Annotated in this window: 22 protein-coding genes; 9 read left to right on the plus strand and 13 right to left on the minus strand. The window is 62.3% G+C overall.

Translation table 11 applies throughout. The features are described 5' to 3' along the window. Positions 1-384: 384 nt before the first annotated feature. Entirely contained in the window at positions 385-1,452 is a 1,068-nt protein-coding gene (locus tag FZF13_RS00320) for a sensor histidine kinase (protein WP_083237624.1), read from the plus strand. Between the two features lie 57 nt (positions 1,453-1,509). On the opposite strand, the gene FZF13_RS00325 is transcribed toward FZF13_RS00320, so the two are convergent. Next, positions 1,510-2,142, minus strand: a complete 633-nt coding sequence (locus FZF13_RS00325) for a hypothetical protein (RefSeq protein ID WP_065996774.1) — start codon at positions 2,140-2,142, stop codon at positions 1,510-1,512. Between the two features lie 128 nt (positions 2,143-2,270). After that, the gene (locus FZF13_RS00330) at positions 2,271-3,263 is read right to left on the minus strand and encodes a YihY/virulence factor BrkB family protein (RefSeq protein WP_065996773.1); all 993 of its coding nucleotides are present in this window, start codon (positions 3,261-3,263) and stop codon (positions 2,271-2,273) included. A gap of 193 nt (positions 3,264-3,456) precedes the next feature. Between FZF13_RS00330 and FZF13_RS00335 the strand changes: the two genes are divergently transcribed. Both FZF13_RS00335 and xth read left to right on the plus strand, forming a co-directional pair. Further along, positions 3,457-4,347, plus strand: coding sequence for an SDR family oxidoreductase (locus tag FZF13_RS00335; RefSeq protein ID WP_065996961.1), 891 nt, complete (start codon positions 3,457-3,459; stop codon positions 4,345-4,347). Between the two features lie 48 nt (positions 4,348-4,395). Continuing rightward, positions 4,396-5,172 (plus strand): exodeoxyribonuclease III, encoded by a 777-nt coding sequence (xth, locus tag FZF13_RS00340; protein WP_065996772.1) that lies wholly within the window; start codon positions 4,396-4,398, stop codon positions 5,170-5,172. A 21-nt stretch (positions 5,173-5,193) separates the two neighbouring features. Here the strand turns inward: xth and FZF13_RS00345 are convergent, their stop codons facing one another. From FZF13_RS00345 to FZF13_RS00370, 6 genes are all read right to left on the minus strand, one after another. Then, a complete protein-coding gene (locus FZF13_RS00345) occupies positions 5,194-5,598 on the minus strand; it encodes a GFA family protein (RefSeq protein ID WP_083237623.1) in 405 nt (134 codons plus the stop codon). A gap of 287 nt (positions 5,599-5,885) precedes the next feature. Further along, the gene (locus tag FZF13_RS00350) at positions 5,886-6,182 is read right to left on the minus strand and encodes a PRC-barrel domain-containing protein (RefSeq protein WP_065996771.1); all 297 of its coding nucleotides are present in this window, start codon (positions 6,180-6,182) and stop codon (positions 5,886-5,888) included. 101 nt (positions 6,183-6,283) lie between these two features. Then, positions 6,284-6,493, minus strand: coding sequence for a KTSC domain-containing protein (locus tag FZF13_RS00355; protein ID WP_065996770.1), 210 nt, complete (start codon positions 6,491-6,493; stop codon positions 6,284-6,286). Positions 6,494-6,507: 14 nt separating this feature from the next. Beyond that, positions 6,508-6,945: a PPC domain-containing DNA-binding protein gene (locus FZF13_RS00360; protein WP_065996769.1), complete on the minus strand. Its 438-nt coding sequence runs from the start codon at positions 6,943-6,945 to the stop codon at positions 6,508-6,510. Between the two features lie 11 nt (positions 6,946-6,956). Further along, positions 6,957-7,277 (minus strand): plasmid stabilization protein, encoded by a 321-nt coding sequence (locus tag FZF13_RS00365; RefSeq protein ID WP_065996768.1) that lies wholly within the window; start codon positions 7,275-7,277, stop codon positions 6,957-6,959. A gap of 105 nt (positions 7,278-7,382) precedes the next feature. Beyond that, on the minus strand, positions 7,383-7,565 hold the full coding sequence (locus FZF13_RS00370) for a DUF3606 domain-containing protein (RefSeq protein ID WP_065996767.1): 183 nt from the start codon (positions 7,563-7,565) through the stop codon (positions 7,383-7,385). Positions 7,566-7,814: 249 nt separating this feature from the next. Here FZF13_RS00370 and FZF13_RS00375 point away from each other — a divergent pair, with 249 nt between their 5' ends. The 3 genes from FZF13_RS00375 (at position 7,815) to ligD (FZF13_RS00385) (ending at position 11,664) form a co-directional block, all read left to right on the plus strand. Then, positions 7,815-8,303, plus strand: coding sequence for an Hsp20 family protein (locus tag FZF13_RS00375; protein WP_065996766.1), 489 nt, complete (start codon positions 7,815-7,817; stop codon positions 8,301-8,303). 72 nt (positions 8,304-8,375) lie between these two features. Then, the gene (locus FZF13_RS00380) at positions 8,376-8,843 is read left to right on the plus strand and encodes a hypothetical protein (RefSeq protein WP_139116430.1); all 468 of its coding nucleotides are present in this window, start codon (positions 8,376-8,378) and stop codon (positions 8,841-8,843) included. Positions 8,844-9,018: 175 nt separating this feature from the next. Then, complete coding sequence (ligD, locus tag FZF13_RS00385) at positions 9,019-11,664, plus strand: DNA ligase D (protein ID WP_065996764.1); 2,646 nt, start codon at positions 9,019-9,021, stop codon at positions 11,662-11,664. Here ligD (FZF13_RS00385) and ligD (FZF13_RS00390) read toward each other — a convergent pair whose 3' ends face one another. Genes ligD (FZF13_RS00390) through ku (FZF13_RS00400) form a run of 3 tightly spaced genes read right to left on the minus strand, consistent with a single transcriptional unit; the run spans position 11,665 to position 14,407 of the window. Then, complete coding sequence (ligD, locus tag FZF13_RS00390) at positions 11,665-12,720, minus strand: non-homologous end-joining DNA ligase (RefSeq protein WP_065996763.1); 1,056 nt, start codon at positions 12,718-12,720, stop codon at positions 11,665-11,667. It lies immediately after the preceding gene. A 1-nt stretch (position 12,721) separates the two neighbouring features. Next, positions 12,722-13,531 carry a non-homologous end joining protein Ku gene (gene ku, locus FZF13_RS00395; protein WP_065996762.1) on the minus strand — a complete coding sequence of 270 codons (810 nt, stop codon included), beginning with the start codon at positions 13,529-13,531 and terminating at the stop codon, positions 12,722-12,724. A 12-nt stretch (positions 13,532-13,543) separates the two neighbouring features. Further along, positions 13,544-14,407 carry a non-homologous end joining protein Ku gene (ku, locus tag FZF13_RS00400; protein ID WP_065996761.1) on the minus strand — a complete coding sequence of 288 codons (864 nt, stop codon included), beginning with the start codon at positions 14,405-14,407 and terminating at the stop codon, positions 13,544-13,546. 701 nt (positions 14,408-15,108) lie between these two features. Between ku (FZF13_RS00400) and FZF13_RS00405 the strand changes: the two genes are divergently transcribed. Then, complete coding sequence (locus FZF13_RS00405) at positions 15,109-15,699, plus strand: carbonic anhydrase (protein ID WP_065996760.1); 591 nt, start codon at positions 15,109-15,111, stop codon at positions 15,697-15,699. Positions 15,700-15,721: 22 nt separating this feature from the next. On the opposite strand, the gene FZF13_RS00410 is transcribed toward FZF13_RS00405, so the two are convergent. Further along, positions 15,722-16,723 carry an ATP-dependent DNA ligase gene (locus tag FZF13_RS00410; protein ID WP_065996759.1) on the minus strand — a complete coding sequence of 334 codons (1,002 nt, stop codon included), beginning with the start codon at positions 16,721-16,723 and terminating at the stop codon, positions 15,722-15,724. Positions 16,724-16,936: 213 nt separating this feature from the next. On the opposite strand from FZF13_RS00410, the gene FZF13_RS00415 reads away from it, so the two are divergent. Further along, positions 16,937-17,383: a DUF2231 domain-containing protein gene (locus FZF13_RS00415; RefSeq protein ID WP_065996758.1), complete on the plus strand. Its 447-nt coding sequence runs from the start codon at positions 16,937-16,939 to the stop codon at positions 17,381-17,383. Continuing rightward, complete coding sequence (locus FZF13_RS00420; protein WP_083237622.1) at positions 17,380-18,780, plus strand: PQQ-dependent sugar dehydrogenase; 1,401 nt, start codon at positions 17,380-17,382, stop codon at positions 18,778-18,780. Before FZF13_RS00415 ends, FZF13_RS00420 begins: the two co-directional genes overlap by 4 nt. A 171-nt stretch (positions 18,781-18,951) precedes the next feature. Here FZF13_RS00420 and FZF13_RS00425 read toward each other — a convergent pair whose 3' ends face one another. Continuing rightward, entirely contained in the window at positions 18,952-19,221 is a 270-nt protein-coding gene (locus FZF13_RS00425; RefSeq protein WP_065996757.1) for a cytochrome C oxidase subunit IV family protein, read from the minus strand. Positions 19,222-19,225: the final 4 nt, after the last annotated feature.

The following is a 19,225-nucleotide window of genomic DNA, read 5'->3' on the forward strand; positions in this document are numbered from 1 at the left end:
AGGCCCGCCTGGAAAAGGAAGCGACACGAGCCGCTGAACCGTCGTCGCCCAAGCGGCGCCTTGCCGTGGCGCGCCGGCGCCCAGGACCTTCGACATAGCACAGGATGACGCGAAAGACCTGCGTTCGTCGATCTCGACCGAAGCGCAGAGAAGCGCGTTGGAGCTTTCCGGGAGGCGTATCCGGGCAAGCGACCGGACTACATTTTCGCAGTCACAGGGTTGAAGTCACGCTGCCAGAGAAGATTGTTCGCTTCGTTTCACGCTGCTGTCATCCCTATGTAGTTTTGGGAGCCAATTTTTCTCATCACAGCGATCAATTCCGTCGTATCTAATGAACCCGTCTTGGCGCCGCAGGCGCGACTTTCGACGTGCAAGGATTCTGGGGTGGCCGTATCGCATTTTCGTTTTCTCAATGCCGGAGGCGAGGCTTCCCATGAAATCATGGATTTCAACTGGGCGTCGACGTCGCTTGGCCCGATCGAGGAGTGGCCGCCGATCCTGAAGACCACCCTCGCATTGATGCTGCGTTCAACGTTCCCGAAGGCGTTGGTATGGGGTGCGGAGTTCATCACTTTTCACAATGACGCCTTCCGGCCGATCCTGGGAGAAAAACCGCCTGCGATCGGCAGGCCTTTCAACGAAATTTGGGTGGAAGCGTGGGATGAGATCGGCCCGATCGCGCTTGACGCGCTGGGGGGCAAGTCGACTTTCATCGAGAATTTTCCGCTGGTCGTGGATCGTGACGGCGCGGGAGAACAGGCTTACTTCACCTTCTGCTACAGTCCGGTGCTCGACGCCGACGGGACGATCGTCGGTTTCATGGACACGGTCATCGAAACGACCCAGACGGTGTTGGCGCAACGGCAGGCGGACGTACTCAATGCCGAACTCGGCCATCGCATCCGAAACATCCTCGCGATGGTCGGCTCGATCGCCTCGCAGACGCTCCGGTCGAGTGCCGATCTGGCCGAGGCGGAGAGCAGCTTGGGGCATCGTCTGAGAGCGCTGGCGGGTGTGCAAGACGCCCTGCGCACCGGAGGTGTGACCGAGGCCGAGGTCCACGGCATTGTCGCGACCGCGCTTGCGCCGCACGGCCTCGAGGATGGGCGGGTGACTGCGGAAGGACCGAACGTCCGCCTGCCAGAGGAGAAGGCGCTGGCTCTGACTCTTGCACTGAACGAACTTGTGACGAACGCAATCAAATACGGAGCGCTTTCCAACCGATCGGGGACGGTGGATATCTCTTGGGAGCTCGCTGGAACGGAAGATCAAGACTTCCGCCTGTTTTGGCGGGAACGCGGGGGTCCTCGCGTCACTGCTCCTCACAAGGCCGGATTCGGTTCGCGTCTTATCCAACGTCATGTTGCGGAGGCTTTTGGAGGGAAGGCCCAAATCACCTTCGCGGCTGAAGGAATCACCTATGAGATTGGTCCTCGGAACAACGAATCCTGATGCTTGAAGCGTCGCCGGCGACAGCCCGCATTTGGCCGATCTGACGCGATCGCCAAATCAGCGCAGAAACCCGTCGGCTTCGAAGTCTTCCCAACCCTGCAATTTCCGGCGCGAGTCATCATCGGTGTCGCCAATTGCCAGCGCTGCCTTCCGGCCTTTCTTCTGCAACCGTGTCAGGGCCGCCTTTCCGGCGGCTCTGCGTCGGTTTTCCGCTGCGGTCAGCGTGTCTTGTTCGCGCCACAGTGTAACGAGGTCGCGGTCCAGGACGTCCTCGACGTGACGAGGGTCAAAAACGTGAAACGTAATCTTCCTGGCGCGCCCGCGAAGTTTCACGGTGCGCGTTCCCGCACTCTGTAGGCGGCCGTCGTTGAGCCATCGATGCCGCTCGGTCGCAGAGATGGCGAGGATGTCCTCGATCTCGCGAGGAATGACAGGCAAGACTTCGATATCCTGCAGGGCTTTTGCCACGATCATCGACGCCGTCCGGAAATCGCCCTCGGAGCCTTCCGGCATTTGCAGAGCGAGCGTCCGCGCCTCGACATGCAGGAACTTCTTCGCCGTGGACGGAAGGCGGGCACGCACTTCCAGAAAAATGCCTCTTGTGCGGACCGACGATCCCAACGTGGCGGCCGACGAGAGCTTCCATTCTTCGACCCGTTCGGCGGCCGTATTCGTCTCGCGCGTGGGCATGCCCCTAAATAAGTATCCTTTCCACCGGGGTGCAACACGCTGGATCACGAAGCGTCATACCGCAGGCCAGCGCCGCCGTTCCGTCCCGGAGCGCACGGCCGGCATGGCGAAGCCTGGTATCGTCCATTTCACGATCGACCGCGCCGAGGTGTTGATGCCAAGGTGGCAAGCGACGCGATTCCTGCGATCAACCCGATGATCCAGAGCGGGCGCATAGGCAAATTTTCCACCTTGGAGGTGCCCGCAGGCCGTGGGTCGCTCTCCAAAAGCATCAAGTCGCGACGGCTGCCGAACCGGACGGCGACAGCGCGAGTGAGCTCAGCGCCGAACAGGAATATCGCCGAGGAGTAGAAAACCCATAGCAGCAGGACGACAAGGCTTCCCGCGGCGCCATAAGACGAAGCGATCGCGCTCGTTCCGAGATACCAGCCAATAAGCGATTTGCCGACCGTGAAAAGAACCGCGGTCACGGCGGCGCCGAACCGCACGTCGCGCCAGGAAAGCGCACGATCGGGCAAGATCTTGAAGATCGCGCCGAAAAGCAGGGCGACCAGGATCAGCGAAACCAACGTGTTCAATGCGGACAGCACGAGCTCCCCGAAGGGAAGCCTGGACGTGATCACGTTTCCCATTGCCGAAATCGCCGCGCTGGCAGCCAGCGAAACCAGCAGCAGAAAGCCGAGCGAAGCGACCAGCCCGAGGCTCGCCACGCGGGTCCGGGCCAGGCTGAACAGGGAAACCTTTTGGGGCCGGACCTTCCAGATGAGATTGAGCGTCGACTGCATTTCGCCGAACACCCCGGATGCACCGACGAGCAAGGTGGCGATGGCCACCACTGAAGCCAAGGTTCCCTTGTGCGCGGACGCGTTCTCGATCGTCGTCTTCAAAAGATCGGCTCCTTGAGGACCGAGCAAGCCCGTCAGCTGGGCGGCTATCGCGATTTCGGCCGCGTCTCTTCCCGTGGCGAAGCCGGCGACGCCGAGCACGATCAACAAGATGGGAGCGAGTGACGTTGCAGCGTAGAACGCCATGGCCGCCGCGTGGCTGAGAGCGCTGTCATCGAAAAATCCCTCCACAGCCGCACGGAAGACGGTCCACAGGTCTGCGACCACAATCTTCATCGCTCCCTCCATGCGCTCGCTGTTCCGATGAAGAAGTTGCCCGCGAGACCTTGGTTCCGTGTCCGTGCGATGCTCCGACCGCATCGTCTGCCGGAACAAAGACTTGTTGCTCACGTTTCGGCTCTTCGAGGGCAGTTTCGCTGTCGCCGTTGCCTCGCCCGCCAAACCTGGAAGACCGGAAGGAGATATTGCCTTGAGCAGTTCGCGATTGCGGGATCCGCGCGAAGTCTATCCTTCCCCGCCCTTTCCGAAGCAGCCGCAGCGGATGCCGGGTCTTGCACACAAGATGGAGCCGATTCCCGATCATGGCGAAGAAAGCTATCGGGGCTCCGGCAGGCTGGAAGGCCGCAAGGCACTTAAAACCGGCGGCGATTCCGGCATCGGCCGGGCAGCAGCGATCGCCTTCGCGCGGGAAGGCGCAGACGTCGCCATCTCGTACCTCCCGGAAGAGGAGCCTGACGCCAGGCAGGTGATCGACCTGATTGAAGCGGAAGGTCGCAAGGCCGTCGCGTTACCTGGCGACGTCCAGGAAGAGGCTTGGTGCCGCGAGATGGTGGAGAAGGCCGTTTCGGAGCTCGGTGGTCTGGACATTCTCGTCGTCAACGCGGGCAGGCAGCAATACCGCGAAAAGATCGACGATCTGTCGACCGAGGACTTCGACCGCACCATGAAAACCAACCTCTACGCCCTGCACTGGATCGCGCAGGCGGCTGTCCCGCACATGACGGCCGGGGCGGCAGTCATCACCACCGCTTCGATCCAGGCTTATCAGCCGTCACCAATCCTCCTAGACTACGCGACCACGAAGGCGGGGATCGTCGCCTACACCAAGGCGCTTGCCAAGCAGCTGATCGAGAAGGGGATTCGCGTGAACGCTGTAGCGCCAGGCCCGGTCTGGACCGTGCTGCAGCCTAGCGGCGGCCAGCCCGACGAAAAGGTCAAGAACTTCGGCAAGGACAGCGATTTCGGGCGACCCGGCCAGCCGGCGGAGCTTGCCCCTGTCTATGTGCTGCTTGCTTCCAAGGAAGCGAGTTTCATCAACGGCGAGGTCTATGGCGTCACCGGCGGCAAGGGCGTTGCCTGAGGAACCATCCGAGATGGGTCGGGTCATCAACGTCGACAGACGGCCGCGATGAAAATCGCGACGTTCAACGTCAATGGCGTGAACGGCCGGTTGTCAGTGCTTCTACGCTGGCTTGCTCAAACTCAACCCGATGTCGTCTGCCTGCAGGAACTCAAATCTCCTGACGACCGGTTTCCCGTACGAGAAATCGAGAAGGCGGGCTACGGCGCGATCTGGCACGGTCAGAAAAGCTGGAATGGGGTGGCAATCCTTGCCCGGGACATAACGCCGATCGAAACCCGGCGCGGTCTGCCCGGCGACCCGGACGACAGCCATAGTCGCTATATTGAAGCGGCCGTCGGTGGGGTCCTGATCGGATCCCTCTATGTACCCAACGGCAATCCGGCTCCCGGTCCGAAGTTCGACTATAAGCTTCGCTGGTTCGCGCGTCTGCACAGCTATGCCGCCGAGCTACTACAGGCCAAGGTTCCAGCGGTCCTTGTAGGCGATTTCAATGTCATGCCGACCGATCTCGACGTCTATGCCCCAGAACGATGGCGCGACGACGCGCTGTTCCGCCCGGAAGTGCGCGAGGCTTATCAGCGTCTCCTCGAACAGGGCTGGACGGACGCATTGAGAACGCTGCACCCGGGCGAGCGGATCTACACCTTCTGGAAGTATTTCCGGAATGCGTTCGCTCGCGATGCCGGGCTGCGCATCGATCATTTTCTGCTCAGCCCAACCTTGGCTGATCGACTGATCGGCGCCCAAGTCGATCGAGAAGCACGCAGTTGGGAGAAGGCAAGCGATCACGCTCCGGTATGGATCGAAATCGCCGACGTTTGATCTGGTTCGAACGACACTCGCTCATTCGGCCGGCGCTGATTCAGGTCGGTCATGGTCGAACTGTTCCGTCCATGGCAAAGGGAGCATCCATTCCTCGCGACGACCGGTCCAAAGCTCATACTCTGGCACGATGCCGGTTGGCGCGCCGTCGAGCGAGCCAAGCATGATCTCGGCCTCGTTATCGCGGAACCAGGCAATGCGGGCGCCACAGAGTGGACAGAAGCTGCGCTCGGCGAAGACTTTCATGGCACCGGAGCACTCGAATGCGCTCGCTGGCCAGACGCCGAATGGGGTAAAATGGCTGCCGCTCGCCTTGCGACAGTCCAGGCAATGACAAATACCGGCTCTAAGCGGCTGGCCCGTAAGCGTGTAGCGTACCGCCCCGCACAGGCAGCCGCCGCTGCGCCTGATTGGCTCGGATGTCACAGCCCGCCCCGCTCGCCGGTGGGCCGTGGCGTCACGCCCGCTACGCGTTTGTCATCGTGGTTTCGGTTGGCAACGCGGGATTTCGAGAAGCCTTTATCCTTTGCAGACGCGCCACTGGTCTTGGGGGCTGCCGGTGCCTGAGCGCTGTCGTCGCCCGCCGTCGCTGCGTTCGGGCTTCGGCGGATGTTTCCGTCCGGCGAACGGACTAGCGGCGTGTCGCGATTGGCAGCCGTCCTCTTGATGTCATTGTGGGGCATGACCTACCTCTCTTTGCCGAATTCCGGCCGTCAATCCTTGTGTTCGGGCATCGCCTTCAGCTGATCCTCCGTCCAGGACGTCACGGCATGGACGTCGCCGTCCTCGTCGCGCATGAAGTCAAGCTGGCTGGCAGGAACCGCGACAGGCTTGGCACCGATGCCGAGAAAGCCGCCGACGTCGATGATCACCTGAGCATTCGTGCCGGCACCGTGAACATGCGATACCGAGCCCAGGTTCTCGTCGTCCGGTCCGTAGATGGTGGCGCCTTCCAGGTTTGCGGAGTTCAGTTCCGCTTCGGTGAGGCGAACGTGGTTGCTGTGGTCCATGAAAACTCTCCTTGAGGGTAGACTTACTCAATCCGCGAGAGGTCGAACCGTTCCGCGAGGGAATCGCGCGTGCAGATCGGCGGAGAAAGAGCACGGGGCGATCATCGCGCCTCCGCGATCCATCGATGCGGAAAGCGGTCACGGATGACCCTGTTGAAGTAGCTGCCTTTGGAAAATGCGGCGCGGTACGCGGCGTAGGTCTCCGGAGGCACGTCCTCATAGTCGTAGCGTCGGCCGCTGGCCCGGAACCAAACGCTCATTGTCCTCGTCGCCGGATTGTACGCGCTTTTCTCGATCACCGTGGACGGCATGCCGATCGCCCCCGCTAGAGATCGAGCAGAGCGATGCCGAGCTCAGAACGCTTCCTTCTGTGCAGGTGAGCGGGCGTTTCCGTCACCATCACCTCGAGCGTCGGGTGCACGAGCCCTTCGAGCAGGTGGCCGCCGCGGGTCGAGCCGTCCGACAATCCGAGCACCGCATGCATGTGCAGGCTGGGCTTGCCGTCGTCGCCCGCGGCGATGTCGCCTATGGCGCTTAGGACCTCGCACTGCTCGGCTACGGGAATCTTGCGGTAGGTCTGGGAGGCGAAGTCGAACCAGCCGACCGTCGCGCCTTCGAACGCGCCGATCGCCGTCACCGCAGCCGCCGTGACGTTTTGCTCCTCGGCGAAATTCGAAATCGACCGGAACGCTTCATCGCCGGGATCGAGAACGACGGCGAAGGTCCTGACGCCGTCGCTCTCGCTGAGCAGTTTCGATCGCATCGCTTTTGCCGTTAGCTATGAGCGTGATGCTCGGCGTTGCGCTTGCGTGTCGCGGCCGCCTTCTTCGCAGAAGCGGAGCGGTCGCTGGCGGAGCGGGAGGCTGCGGCCTTGCCGCCTTTTTCTCCGCCCTTGTGCGCGGCGGGGTGGCCAGTGTGCTTGCCTTGGCCGGAGCCGCCTGCCTTCTTGCCGCCGCCATCGTCCTTGTTGACGGTCGCCCAGGCTCTGCGCTCGGCTTCCTTTTCCGAGACGCCACGCATTTCGTAGCCTTCGGCGATGTGATCGGCCTTGCGTTCCTGCTTGTCGGTATATTTGGATTTGTCTCCGTGTGGCATAGCTGCCTCCTTTTGCTGTTGTGAACAGCAAAACGACAGCGATGCCGCCCGGTTCCGAAAGCTGCGAACAGGCCGGGTGTCTCGACGCCCCTCCGAATGCTCGGCTCAGGGCTTGTCCAGCTTGTTCTCGACCTTCCTGCGGCTGTTGCCGACCGATTTCACCGCCGACCTGACGTCCGTCTCGCTGGCGCCGGTCTTGCCCGCCTCATAGCGCACCTCGTGATCCTGCCCGCCGGCAACTCTTGCCCGATCCTGATTGCGGCCTCGCGTCGTCTGGGTATTCGCCATTGTCTTGTCTCCGGTGATGGTTCTTCCAGATCGAAGAACGCAGCCAGACTCTTCCGGTTCAATTTGCGGGGAACGACGCTCCGAAACGGACGACCCGGAGCGTTTCGGACCCCTCGAAAAAATTTTAGGGCCACTCTTGAACGCTTTTTGGGCGTTCCCAAATCGATTGCCGTCGGGGCTACGGCCCGACGGTTTTGGCGTCGCAGAGACGCTGCTTGTTACCCATGTTGCTTTACGGAGGATATGGCTATGAGAAGCTTCGATTTTGCTCCCCTTTACCGCTCGACGGTCGGCTTCGACCGCCTCTTCGATATGCTCGACAACAGCGTGCGTTCGGACTGGCCGCCCTATAACATCGAAAAGATCGGCGAAAACGACTACCGCATCACCATGGCGATCGCCGGCTACAGCCCGGAAGAGGTCGAACTGACCCAGCATGGCCCCGAACTTATCGTGACTGGCCAGAAGAAGCCCGAACAGGGCGACCGGCAGGTCCTTCATCAGGGCCTCGCGATCGGGAATTTCCGGCAGGTGTTCAAGTTGGCCGACCACGTCAAGGTGGCGAGCGCCACGCTGGAGAACGGCTTGCTGTCGGTCGATCTCGCGCGTGAGATTCCTGAGGAGCTCAAACCTCGCCGCATTGCTGTAGGCTCGGCTGAGCCGGATGGGCCGACTGACGACGCTGGCAAGAAGAAACAGATCAGCCAGGACGCGGAGCCACAGCGCAAAGCCGCCTGAATTCGCAACGCCTCAAACCTGCGATTTGCCTCCCGGTCGTGGCCGGGAGGCGCCGATTGCGGAGAAACGGAGATGACACATCTTACCAGCCATAATGAAAGCCGCCACGACGCGGCTAACTTTCCTCGACGTCCGATATTCCAGCGGCCCGATGAAGTCCTCGCTGATCCAAGGATGAGTACCGACGAGAAGCGGGCGCTATTGGCTTCCTGGGCGTCGGATGTGCACGCGGTTCCAGGCTTGCCGTCGATGCGTCAGTTGGAGGACGGCTCTCTCGTTGACGTTGATGAGATTCTGGCCGCGCTGAAGGCGCTCGACGCGAGCGACGATGCGGATGCATTCGTCACGCAACCCGCAGGCCTGTGGCGAAAGCCGCCAAGCCGTCGGAGCCGGCCGACGTTCCGGAACTGGACGCGCATCCTGCACCGCAGGCGGCGCGACGACGACGACGATCCGCCGCCCTGTACCGCCTATGCAGCCATTCCGCCTAAAACCGGAGGCGGCGGTGCCTTAGCCTATGCGGATTCGGCTTTGGCCTGAGGGACGAGACTAGCGATCGTTTTCGGAATCAGGAGATTGCCACGCCCATCAGAATTGGGCGTGGCGCGGTTTAAGCGCATTGCTCTCGTGATCGCACAAACGGGGTTCACGGAACCTGTTGCTCGGCCGGAACATTCTTCGACGAAGGATTTCCCATTCCCGCTCCGAGGACCTGATGGCGACCGACAAGCTCTCGAAGTACAAAGCCAAGCGCGATTTCACGCTCACAAAGGAGCCAAGTGGCCGGGAGGCGACAAGACCGTCAAATCGCCGGCGCTTCATCATACAGAAACACGACGCGACACGGCTGCACTACGATCTTCGGCTCGAACTGGACGGCGTCTTCAAATCCTGGGCCGTGACGCGCGGTCCGTCGCTCGATCCGCACGACAAGCGCCTCGCCGTAGAGGTGGAAGACCATCCACTAGACTACGGCGATTTCGAAGGGACGATTCCTAAAGGCCAGTATGGCGGCGGCACGGTCATGCTCTGGGACCGCGGCTACTGGGAGCCGGAAGGAAAGAAGAGCCCGGAACAGGCGCTGGCCAAGGGCGATTTCAAGTTCACGCTCGAGGGCGAGCGGCTTCATGGCAGCTTCGTCCTGGTGCGGATGGCGAACGGCCGCGAGCGCGGCAAACGCACCAACTGGCTGCTGATCAAGCATCGCGATGAATACGCGGTGGAGGAAAACGGAGGCGCGGTTCTGGACGAGAATGAGACGTCGGTCGCCTCCGGGCGCAGCATGGAGGCGATCGCTTCCGGAAAAGGCCGCAAGCCGAAGCCGTTCATGCTGGTAGACGGTAAGGTCGAAGCCGACGCCGTGTGGGACAGCCGCACCGGACTCGCGGCCGATGAGCGGAAGCGGAAGGCTCGCGGAACGAAGAAACCGGAGACCGCCAGCGCCGTCGACCTGCCCGATTTCATCGCGCCGCAGCTTTGCGAGTCGCTTGCCCGACCGCCCTCCGAAAGCGGCTGGCTGCACGAGATCAAGTTCGATGGCTATCGCATCCAGATGCGGGTGCTCGACGGGAAGGTGACCCTGAAAACCCGCAAGGGTCTCGACTGGACGGCCAAATATCCCGCCATCGCGCACGCCGCAGGCGACCTCCCGGACGCTATCATAGACGGCGAGATCTGCGCGCTCGACGAGAACGGCGCGCCGGACTTCGCCGCGCTGCAGGCCGCTCTTTCGGAAGGCAAGACCGACGATCTGGTCTATTTCGCGTTCGATCTCTTGTTCGACGGCGGCGAGGATCTTCGTCCCTTGCCGCTCTCGAAGCGCAAGGCCCGGCTCCAGCAATTCCTGACCGACGCCGGCGAAGATGCCCGCATCCGTTTCGTCGAGCATTTCGAGACCGGTGGCGAAGCCGTACTGCGCTCGGCCTGCCGGCTGTCGCTCGAAGGCATCGTCTCGAAGCGCGCCGACGCGCCCTACGTCTCCGGACGCACGGATAGCTGGGCGAAATCCAAATGTCGTGCCGGTCACGAGGTCGTCATCGGCGGCTATTCGACCACGAACGGCAAGTTCCGGTCGCTCCTGGTCGGCGTCAATCGCGGCGACCACTTCGTCTATGTCGGGCGCGTAGGCACCGGCTATAGCGCCGCCAACGTGAAGGACCTGGTGCCGAAGCTGAAGGCGGTCGCGGCCGCGAAGTCGCCGTTTACCGGCATCGGCGCGCCGAAGAAGGAGGCTGGCGTGACATGGCTGAAGCCTGAACTGGTCGCTGAGATCGAGTTCGCCGGCTGGACGTCGGACGGCCTCGTGCGGCAGGCCGCGTTCAAAGGCCTGCGCGAGGACAAACCGGCGGCCGAGATCGAGGCCGAGAAACCCGCCCAACCAGCAAAGACGGAGGTGCCGGAGCCAGCGGCGCCGACGTCGGTGAGGACTGCCCGCCGCGGCGGCAAGGTCAATGTCATGGGCGTGCTGATCTCGAATCCGGACAAGCCGCTGTGGCCCGACGCCAATGACGGCAAGCCGGTCACCAAGGAGGATCTGGCCCGCTACTACGAGTCCGTCGGCTCCTGGCTGATCGAGCATATCAGCGGGCGGCCGTGCTCGATCATCCGCGCGCCGGACGGGATCGGCGGCGAGCAGTTCTTCCAGCGTCATGCCATGCCCGGAACCTCCAATCTGCTGGAGCTGGTGAAGGTGTTTGGCGACAAGAAACCCTACCTGCAGATCGACCGCGTCGAAGGGCTCGCTGCGGTCGCCCAGATCGGCGCGCTCGAGCTGCACCCTTGGAATTGCGCGCCGCAGCAGCCGGAAGTGCCGGGCAGGCTGGTATTTGATCTCGATCCCGGTCCCGACGTCCCGTTCTCGAAAGTGGTCGAAGCGGCAAAGGAAATGCGCGAACGCCTCGACGCTCTCGGTCTCGTCAGCTTCTGCAAGACGACCGGCGGCAAGGGACTGCACGTCGTCACGCCGCTTGCTGTAACCAAGCGCAGCAAACTGACCTGGCCTGAGGCAAAGGGCTTTGCGCATGACGTCTGTCTGCAAATGGCACGCGACAATCCGGACCTCTATCTGATCAAGATGGCGAAGAACCAGCGCCACGGCCGCATCTTCCTCGACTATCTGCGCAACGACCGCATGGCGACGGCCGTCGCGCCGTTGTCGCCGCGCGCCCGGCCCGGAGCGACGGTGTCGATGCCGCTGACCTGGAGCCAGGTCAAAGCCGATCTCGACCCGAAGCGCTATACGCTGCGTACCGTGCCCGGATTGCTTTCGAAGACCGCGGCCTGGAAGGACTATGGCGACGGTCGTCGCCCATTGCGGGAGGCGATCAAACGGCTAGCCCGGTCGATGAAGCAGGCGGCGTAGTCAGACCTCGCGATCGTTCATATCGAAGACGGCGGCATTGTCCTGCACTTCGCGCAAGCCCTTGTAGGAAGCGTGTCTCAGACTGCCGTCCCTGGTCCAGCCGCGGAACTCGATCTCGGCGATCAGCGTGGGCTGCGCGAAGATGAGGTTCTTGCCTTTCAGAGGCACGGCCGGCGTCTTTGTCTTCAAGGTGTCGAGAGCCCTTCGAAGCGAGGCGGCGTCCTTGCCGTTGAAGCCAGTTCCGGCCTCTCCGACATAGACCCAGTCATGGCCGCGTTTCCCGGCGAGCAGCAGGCTGCCGATGCCGCCACGCGCCGACACGGAGGCTTGGTAGCCGACGATCATGAAGCTCTCGCTCTGGACGCATTTGATCTTGAGCCAGTCGCCGGTGCGGCCGGTCCGATAGGGCTGGTGGCGCCGCTTGGCGATGATGCCTTCCAGGCCGATCTGGCAGGCATGCTTGAGGAGTTGCGCGCCGTCGGCTTCCACTTCCTCGGAAAGCCGGATTGCGCCGTCGCTGCGGGGCACGACCAGATCCTCCAGCAGATGACGGCGCACCGACAGCTCGGAGCCGGTGAGATCATGTCCGTCGAGATAGAGCAGGTCGAACACCATGAGAATTGACTCGGTCGACGTTCTCTTGCCGCCCCGCCCGCCGAGCGACGTCTGCAGCGCCCCGAAATCAGATCGCCCGCTAGTGTCGAGAACGACCGCTTCGCCGTCGAGGATCGCCGCATGAACGCCGAGCTGCCTGGCGGCGGCCGCGATCGAGGGAAACCGGTGCGTCCAGTCATGGCCGCCCCGCGTGATGATGCGGACGTCCTGCCGGTCGATATGAACGGCGAGCCGGTAGCCGTCCCATTTGATCTCGAACAGCCAGTCCGGACCTGCCGGCGCGTTCGGCTTCAGAAGCGCGAGACAGGGCTCGATCCGCTGTGGCATCGGGTCGAAGGGCAAATCCGGCTGCCTCGGATCACGTCGGCGCATGCGTGGCGACCGGATCACTGGCTCAGATGGCGTCAGCAGCGGGGCCGTCGGTTTCGACGCACGGCGCATCCTAGCGCTTGCCCGAGCGGTTCTCGGCCTCGACGGACTTGCGTAGCGCGTCCATGATGTTGATGACATTGTTCGGCGTGGCCTTCGGCGCGGCGCCCTTCGCCTTCGCCGGACGCTTCGTCTTCTTGCGCTTGGCCTCGATGATTTCAAGCAGCTTGTCCTGCACCGGATCGGCGACGAGCTTGCTGTCCCAGTGCCGGGTCTGTTTCTTGATGAACTGCTGGATCAGCGGCATCATCTCGGAATCCGACTTGTTGTCGTTGATCCCCTCGAAATAAGCCTCCTCGTTCCTCACCTCGTCGCCATAGCGCAGCGTCCACAAGACGATGCCTTTGCCGCGCGGCTCCAGCATGACCGCCCGCTCGCGGCGCGAGATAACTAGCCGGGAAATGCCGACCATGTCTTCCGCGGCCATCGCGTCGCGGATGACCGAGAACGCCTCCTCGCCGACTGGATCGTTGGGCGAGAGATAATAGGGCGTGTCGAGCCAGATCCATTCGATAGAATCGCGCGGCGAGAAGACATCGATATCGATGGTCTTGGTGCTGTCGAGCGCGACGTTTTCCAGCTCCTCGTCTTCGAGGAGGACATAGTCGTTCTCGCCGCGCTGGTAGCCTTTGACCTCGTCCTCGTCGCTGACTTCCTTGCCGGTGACGGCATCGACATAGTGACTCACCACCCGGTTGTGGGTCTCACGATTGAGCGTATGAAAGCGAACCTTCTCGCTTTCCGAGGTTGCCGGCATCATCTGCACGGGGCACGTCACCAGCGACAGCTTCAGATAGCCTTTCCAGTAGGGGCGAACCGCCATGGCGTCCTCCGATCAAGCCGCGCGCTTGGAGTTGGCGGCGCGCTTCGGCTCCTTGGCGCTGGGCTTGGATTTCGCAGCGGGGCGTTTCGTCTTCTCGCTCGATTTCAGGCCCGCGCTCTGGCGCAGAGCCTGCAAGAGATCGCTCGGTTTCGAGGGCGGCGACACCTTCTTCTTCGGCAACGGCTTGCCTTCGATCTTGGCCTTGACCAGCTCGGCGACCGCTGCGTCGTAACGGTCGTCGAAGCTCTTGGCGTCGAACGATCCTTTCTTGGTGTTGATGATGTGCTTGGCGAGATCCAGCATCTCGCCCTCGATCTTCATGGCGGGAATGTCCTCGAAAGCTTCCTTGGCGGACCGCACCTCGTAGTCGAAGTTCAGGGTCGTGCCGATCAGGCCTTTGCCGTGTGGACGGATCAGCACCGTACGCAGCCGGCGAAACAGGACCGTGCGCGCCAGCGCGGCGACCTTCGCCTGCCGCATGCCGTCGCGCAGCAGCCCGAAGGCGTCGGCGCCCATCCTGTCGGGCGCAAGGTAGTAAGGCTTGTCGAAATAGACGTCATCGATCTCGTCGCACGGCACGAAAGCTTCGATCTTCAGCGTCTTGTCGCTTTCCGGAACCGCCGCGGCGATTTCCTCCGGTTCGAGCACGACAAAATCGCCGTTCTCGATCTCGTAGCCCTTGACCTGATCCTCCCGCTCGACGGGGTCGCCCGTCTCGCTGTCGACGAACTCGCGGCGGACATGGTTGCCGGTGGCGCGGTTGAGCGTGTTGAAGGCGATGCGCTCGGAGGAGGAGGACGCGGTAAAAAGCGCAACCGCGCAGGCGACTTCTCCGAACTTGATGTAACCCTTCCAGTTCGCCCGCGCCGCTACCATGGCACTCGCACTCCGTCACAACCTATGCGAGTCAATAAAGACATTGGCCGCCAGTATGGTTCCGGAGTCAAAAAGAATCTGAATTCAAAGGGTTGGCGAGTTGGGACGACGGTGACAGTCCTTAGGGGAGCCAACGGTCGGTGCAGAACCGAAACGCGTCCAACATTCCTGCTGGCTGCGCGTAGAATTCGACCCTTGCCACCGAAGCCGTCGGACGTGTCGACGCTTCCCGGTGAGTCATCAGCTGGCGGGGCAAATTGAGAGGGGGTCGTGCGGTTGCCGACTTGCATCTTAATCATGTCGCTCGTCCAGGACGAAGATGGTCCCAGCCGGGGGAAGCCATCAAACGGTGGATGCCTGGCTTGTACGTGGCGATCGGGGCGCCACGCTCGTCCTGGCGAACTTCGCGCCGCCGCGTGGAAACGGAGCTGGTGTCCTTGACGCTCAAGTCTGCGCCGTTCGTGACGGCAGCCTCGATCCAAAGAATCGATGTCCACCATGCCGACACGAGATGCCGCTAGGAGCAAAACGGGCGACCTGAATACCTTGACGCGGCGACGGTCGAGGCGCTCAAGAGGCTGTCGGAGCGGCGAGGCTGACTCGTCGCGGCAACGACGGGCGACCGAGAGGTGCTCACGACATCGCGATGCCGCCGCGTCATCGCGACGGTCCACATTTCGGTACGATAAGGAGAATGGCAGTTGATCGAGCAATTATTCGAGAACAACAGGGCATGGTCAGCGGAGCGGATCGCCGAAAGACCAGATTATTTCGAACGCCTTTCCAATCTCCAGCAGCCCGAATACCTCTGGATCGGCTGTTCCGACAGCCGTGTACCTGCAAACGTCATCGCCGGGTTGGAGCCGGGCGAGGTGTTCGTGCACCGCAACGTCGCCAATCTCATTCACCCGACTGACCTGAACATGTTGTCCGTCGTCGAATTTGCGGTCCGGCAACTCCGCGTCAAGCACATCATCATATGCGGCCACTACGGCTGCGGCGGCATCCGCGCCGCGGTGAGCGGTCAAAGCTTCGGTTTGATCGACAACTGGATTCAGCCCATTCGGGACGTCGCGGACGCCGGGTTCTCCTGCCGCGAATGCGGGGACTGGAACGAAGAAGGGTTGGATCGCCTTTGCGAGGCATCAGTGGCCGAACAAGTCAAGCGTCTCGCTCGCACGCCGGTTATTCAGAACGCGTGGAAGGAAGGTGCCGACGTGGCCATCCACGGCTGGGTGTATGGACTGAAGGACGGGCTGCTTTCGGATTTGAAATGTACGGTTGCACGCTAGAAGCGTATGGGGCAGTCGCTCGTCAATCTTGGGAGAGTTGATCGAAGGTGCATTGTCTGGGGGATTTGTCGGGGCGCCAGCGCAATAGCTTGGTGCCATGCCTGAAACGGTCGTCCGAGACATGGTCGTAGCGCACCTCGGCCACCAGCTCGGGCTTAACAGGCTGCCAGTCGCCCGAGCGCTCATTGCTCCAGCGGCTCGGCCCCCCCGGGGAGCGTCCGCTGAAGCTTGACGCGGCCTTCAGCGCTTCCAGCTTCCGCGTGAGTTCGCTCCGGTCGGTATTGGCGAGAGCCGAGGTGAAGCCGACATGATGAAGCAGGCCTTGGTTGTCATAGAGACCGAGCAGCAACGAACCGACCCCGCGCTTTTGCCTCAGGTATCGGAAACCGCCGACAACGCAGTCCGCGCTCCGGAGTGGCTTCACCTTGATCATGGTTCTCTCGCCCGGGCGGTAGGGTTCGTCGAGTTGTTTGGCAACGATCCCGTCCGTCCTGCCGGACCGTTCCGCCAGCCACAAGGCCGCGATGTCCCGGTCGCGGGTCTGCGGCGAAAGCCGCGTGCGGCCAGCGTCCAGCATTTCCGCCAGGGCCTCCAGAGCGGGCCGTCTCTCGCCCAGCGGCTTTTCGAAGAGCCGCCCGTCGTCGACAGAAGCGAGGGCGTCGAAAAGGACCGTAGTCGCGGGGGTCTCAACCGCCAGTTTCTGGATTCGGCTCTCCGCGGGATGCAATCGCATCTGAAGGAACTCGAAGGAGCTGCGCCCGTCGGCCTCGATGACCAACTCGCTGTCCGCTACAAAACGGGCCGGCTTCGCGGTCCGGAAAGTTCCGACCACCTCGGGAAAGAACCGACTGAGCGACTTGCCTGACTTAGCCCGAAGCTCGACCGCGTCGCCCTCTTTGAAGATCAGGCAGCGGAACCCATCCCATTTGGGTTCATATTGCGATGGTCCGCCTTCAACGGGAATTTCGTTGGCCGTCTTTGCCTCCATGGGAGGAGTGGACAGAGGCAGGAGGAAGCGCGTCATTGTTGCGAAACTCGCTCAACCTGGCCTTGTTCCGGCGATGCGCGATTGCATCCGTGCAAAGCCAAGATCGGCAGGCAAGATTCGCGGAGCCGGCCGTCCACCAGCGGCTACCGGCTTCGAACGGTCAAGACCGAGTGATTGGTCCGATGGCTCGCGGAACTTTCGCAGGGCATCCGGGTTGATGATCGTTCACGGCAACCGGAAGACACGTCGATGCCAGAATATCCCCGTTCCACGGCGAGCATCGCCGGCCATCCCATACATCCAATGCTGGTGCCGTTTCCGATCGTTTGCTTCGTCGGGACGCTGCTGACTGACATTGCCTATTGGCGTACCGCCGACATGATGTGGGCTGATTTCTCCGCCTGGCTCGTTACGGTCGGCGTGATCATGGGCATCCTCGCCGCAATCGCCGGACTGACCGACTTCCTCGGAAACCGACTGGTGCGGGCGCAATCCCCCGCCTGGCCGCATTTCCTCGGAAATCTCCTCGCGCTCGTCCTAGCGATCGTCAACATGTTCGTGCACACGCGCGATGCCTGGACTTCCGTCGTGCCGTGGGGGCTGGTCCTTTCCGCGATCGTCGTTCTCATCCTGCTCGTCACGGGTTGGTTGGGATGGGCGATGGTCTACCGTCACCATGTAGGAGTAGCGGAATGACACGTTCGGTCTTCTCCTCTCCCGTTCGCCGCGGAATGGCGCGGGCGCTGCTCGGCGCTTCCCTGCTGGCGCTTGGCGCTTGCAGCGACGATACGTTCGACACCGCAAGCCAGGTCGGTCCCAATCCGAACCTGCCCGAGCCGCAGCAGTATCTTTTCCCGCCGATGCATCTGGCATCGATCGTCGGCTGGAAGGATGGCGAGACACCGAAGGTTCCACAAGGTTTCAAGGTGGAAGCGCTGGCGACAGGCCTGCAGCATCCGCGTTCGCTCTACGTGCTGCCCAACGGCGATGTTCTCGTGGTCGAATCCAAGGGGCCAGGCGTCGAAGGCCTCAAGCGCCCGAAAGATCTCGTCATGGGCTGGATCGAATCGTTGTCGACCGGCGGCGAGGGCAGCGGCGGAAGCAACCGCATCACGTTGTTACGGGACGCCAATGGCGACGGCAAGCCGGAGACCCAAAACGTCTTCCTCGATCATCTGAGTTCGCCCTTCGGAGTCGCGCTCGTCGGTTCCGACCTGTATGTCGCCAACACCGATTCCATCATGCGCTACCCGTACAAGGAAGGGGAAACGAAGATCACGGAGCCTGGCACGCCGCTCACGGCCCTTCCGGGGGGTCCGATCGACCATCACTGGACCAAGAGCCTCGTCGCCTCGAAAGACGGCACGCTGCTCTATGTCGGCGTCGGCTCCAATTCCAACATCACCGAGAACGGGATCCAAGCCGAGAAGAATCGCGCAGCCATATGGGAAGTCGACCGGACGACCGGCCGCTGGCGCATCTTCGCCGACGGACTGCGCAATCCGAACGGGTTGAGCTGGGAGCCGGAAAGCGGCGCGCTCTGGACCGTCGTCAACGAGCGGGACGAACTCGGGCCGAACCTCGTGCCCGACTACATGACGTCCGTGAAGGACGGCGCATTCTACGGCTGGCCCTACAGCTACTACGGCCAGCATGTGGACCCGCGGGTGATGCCGCAGCGGCCGGACCTCGTCGCCAAGGCGATCCCGCCGGACTATGCCCTGAGTTCGCATGTCGCTCCGCTCGGCCTGGCGTTCTACACGGGCGACAGTTTCCCGACCCAGTACAAGGGCGGAGCCTTTGTCGGCGAGCACGGCAGTTGGGACCGCGGCCATTTCAACGGCTACAAGGTCGTCTTCGTGCCGTTCAAGGAAGGCAAGCCGAGCGGTAAGGCCGAGGATTTCGTCACCGGGTTCCTGAAGAACGACGACGAAACGCATGGCAGGCCGGTCGGCGTCGCGATCGACAAGACCGGCGCGCTGCTGATTGCCGACGACGTCGGCAACACGGTGTGGCGTGTCACCTCCGCGCCGCAGAGTGCGCAAGCGAGGCTTATGGATTTGAAAACTTCCCAGCTGCAAGAGTCCGAATGACCCTGGCTACGGGCAGAAGCGCGACCGAGTCCACGCCCAGGACGGAAAGTTCCGATCGAGCTCCACGTTGTCGCGTGTCGTCAGCCGCCCCGTGACGTCGGGTGTCAGCCGGTCTCTCGTAGGAGGCTATTAAATATCGGCAGAGCAGTAGAGCATTCTCGTCTCGGAGGCTCAGGTCCCGTTGATCCATTGTCCGGCAAGCGTCAGGCCGAACAGGATGGCCAGCCACAGGCCCGCTGCCGCGACCGCCAGCCGCGGCAGCGGTTCCGTTTTGACCAGATGCATAAACAGGACGGCGATCACGCCGGCCTTGGCCGCCGCGATCGCGAGGTTGACCGCCGAATTGAAACCGCCGAGATCGAGGAACGATGATCCCACGGTCAGTGCCAGCAGCGCCATGAGGCCGAGATAGGCAAGAGCAAGTTGGCGGATTTCGCTCATGAAC

Source organism: Mesorhizobium terrae (genome assembly GCF_008727715.1).
Classification (GTDB): Bacteria; Pseudomonadota; Alphaproteobacteria; order Rhizobiales; family Rhizobiaceae; genus Mesorhizobium; species Mesorhizobium terrae.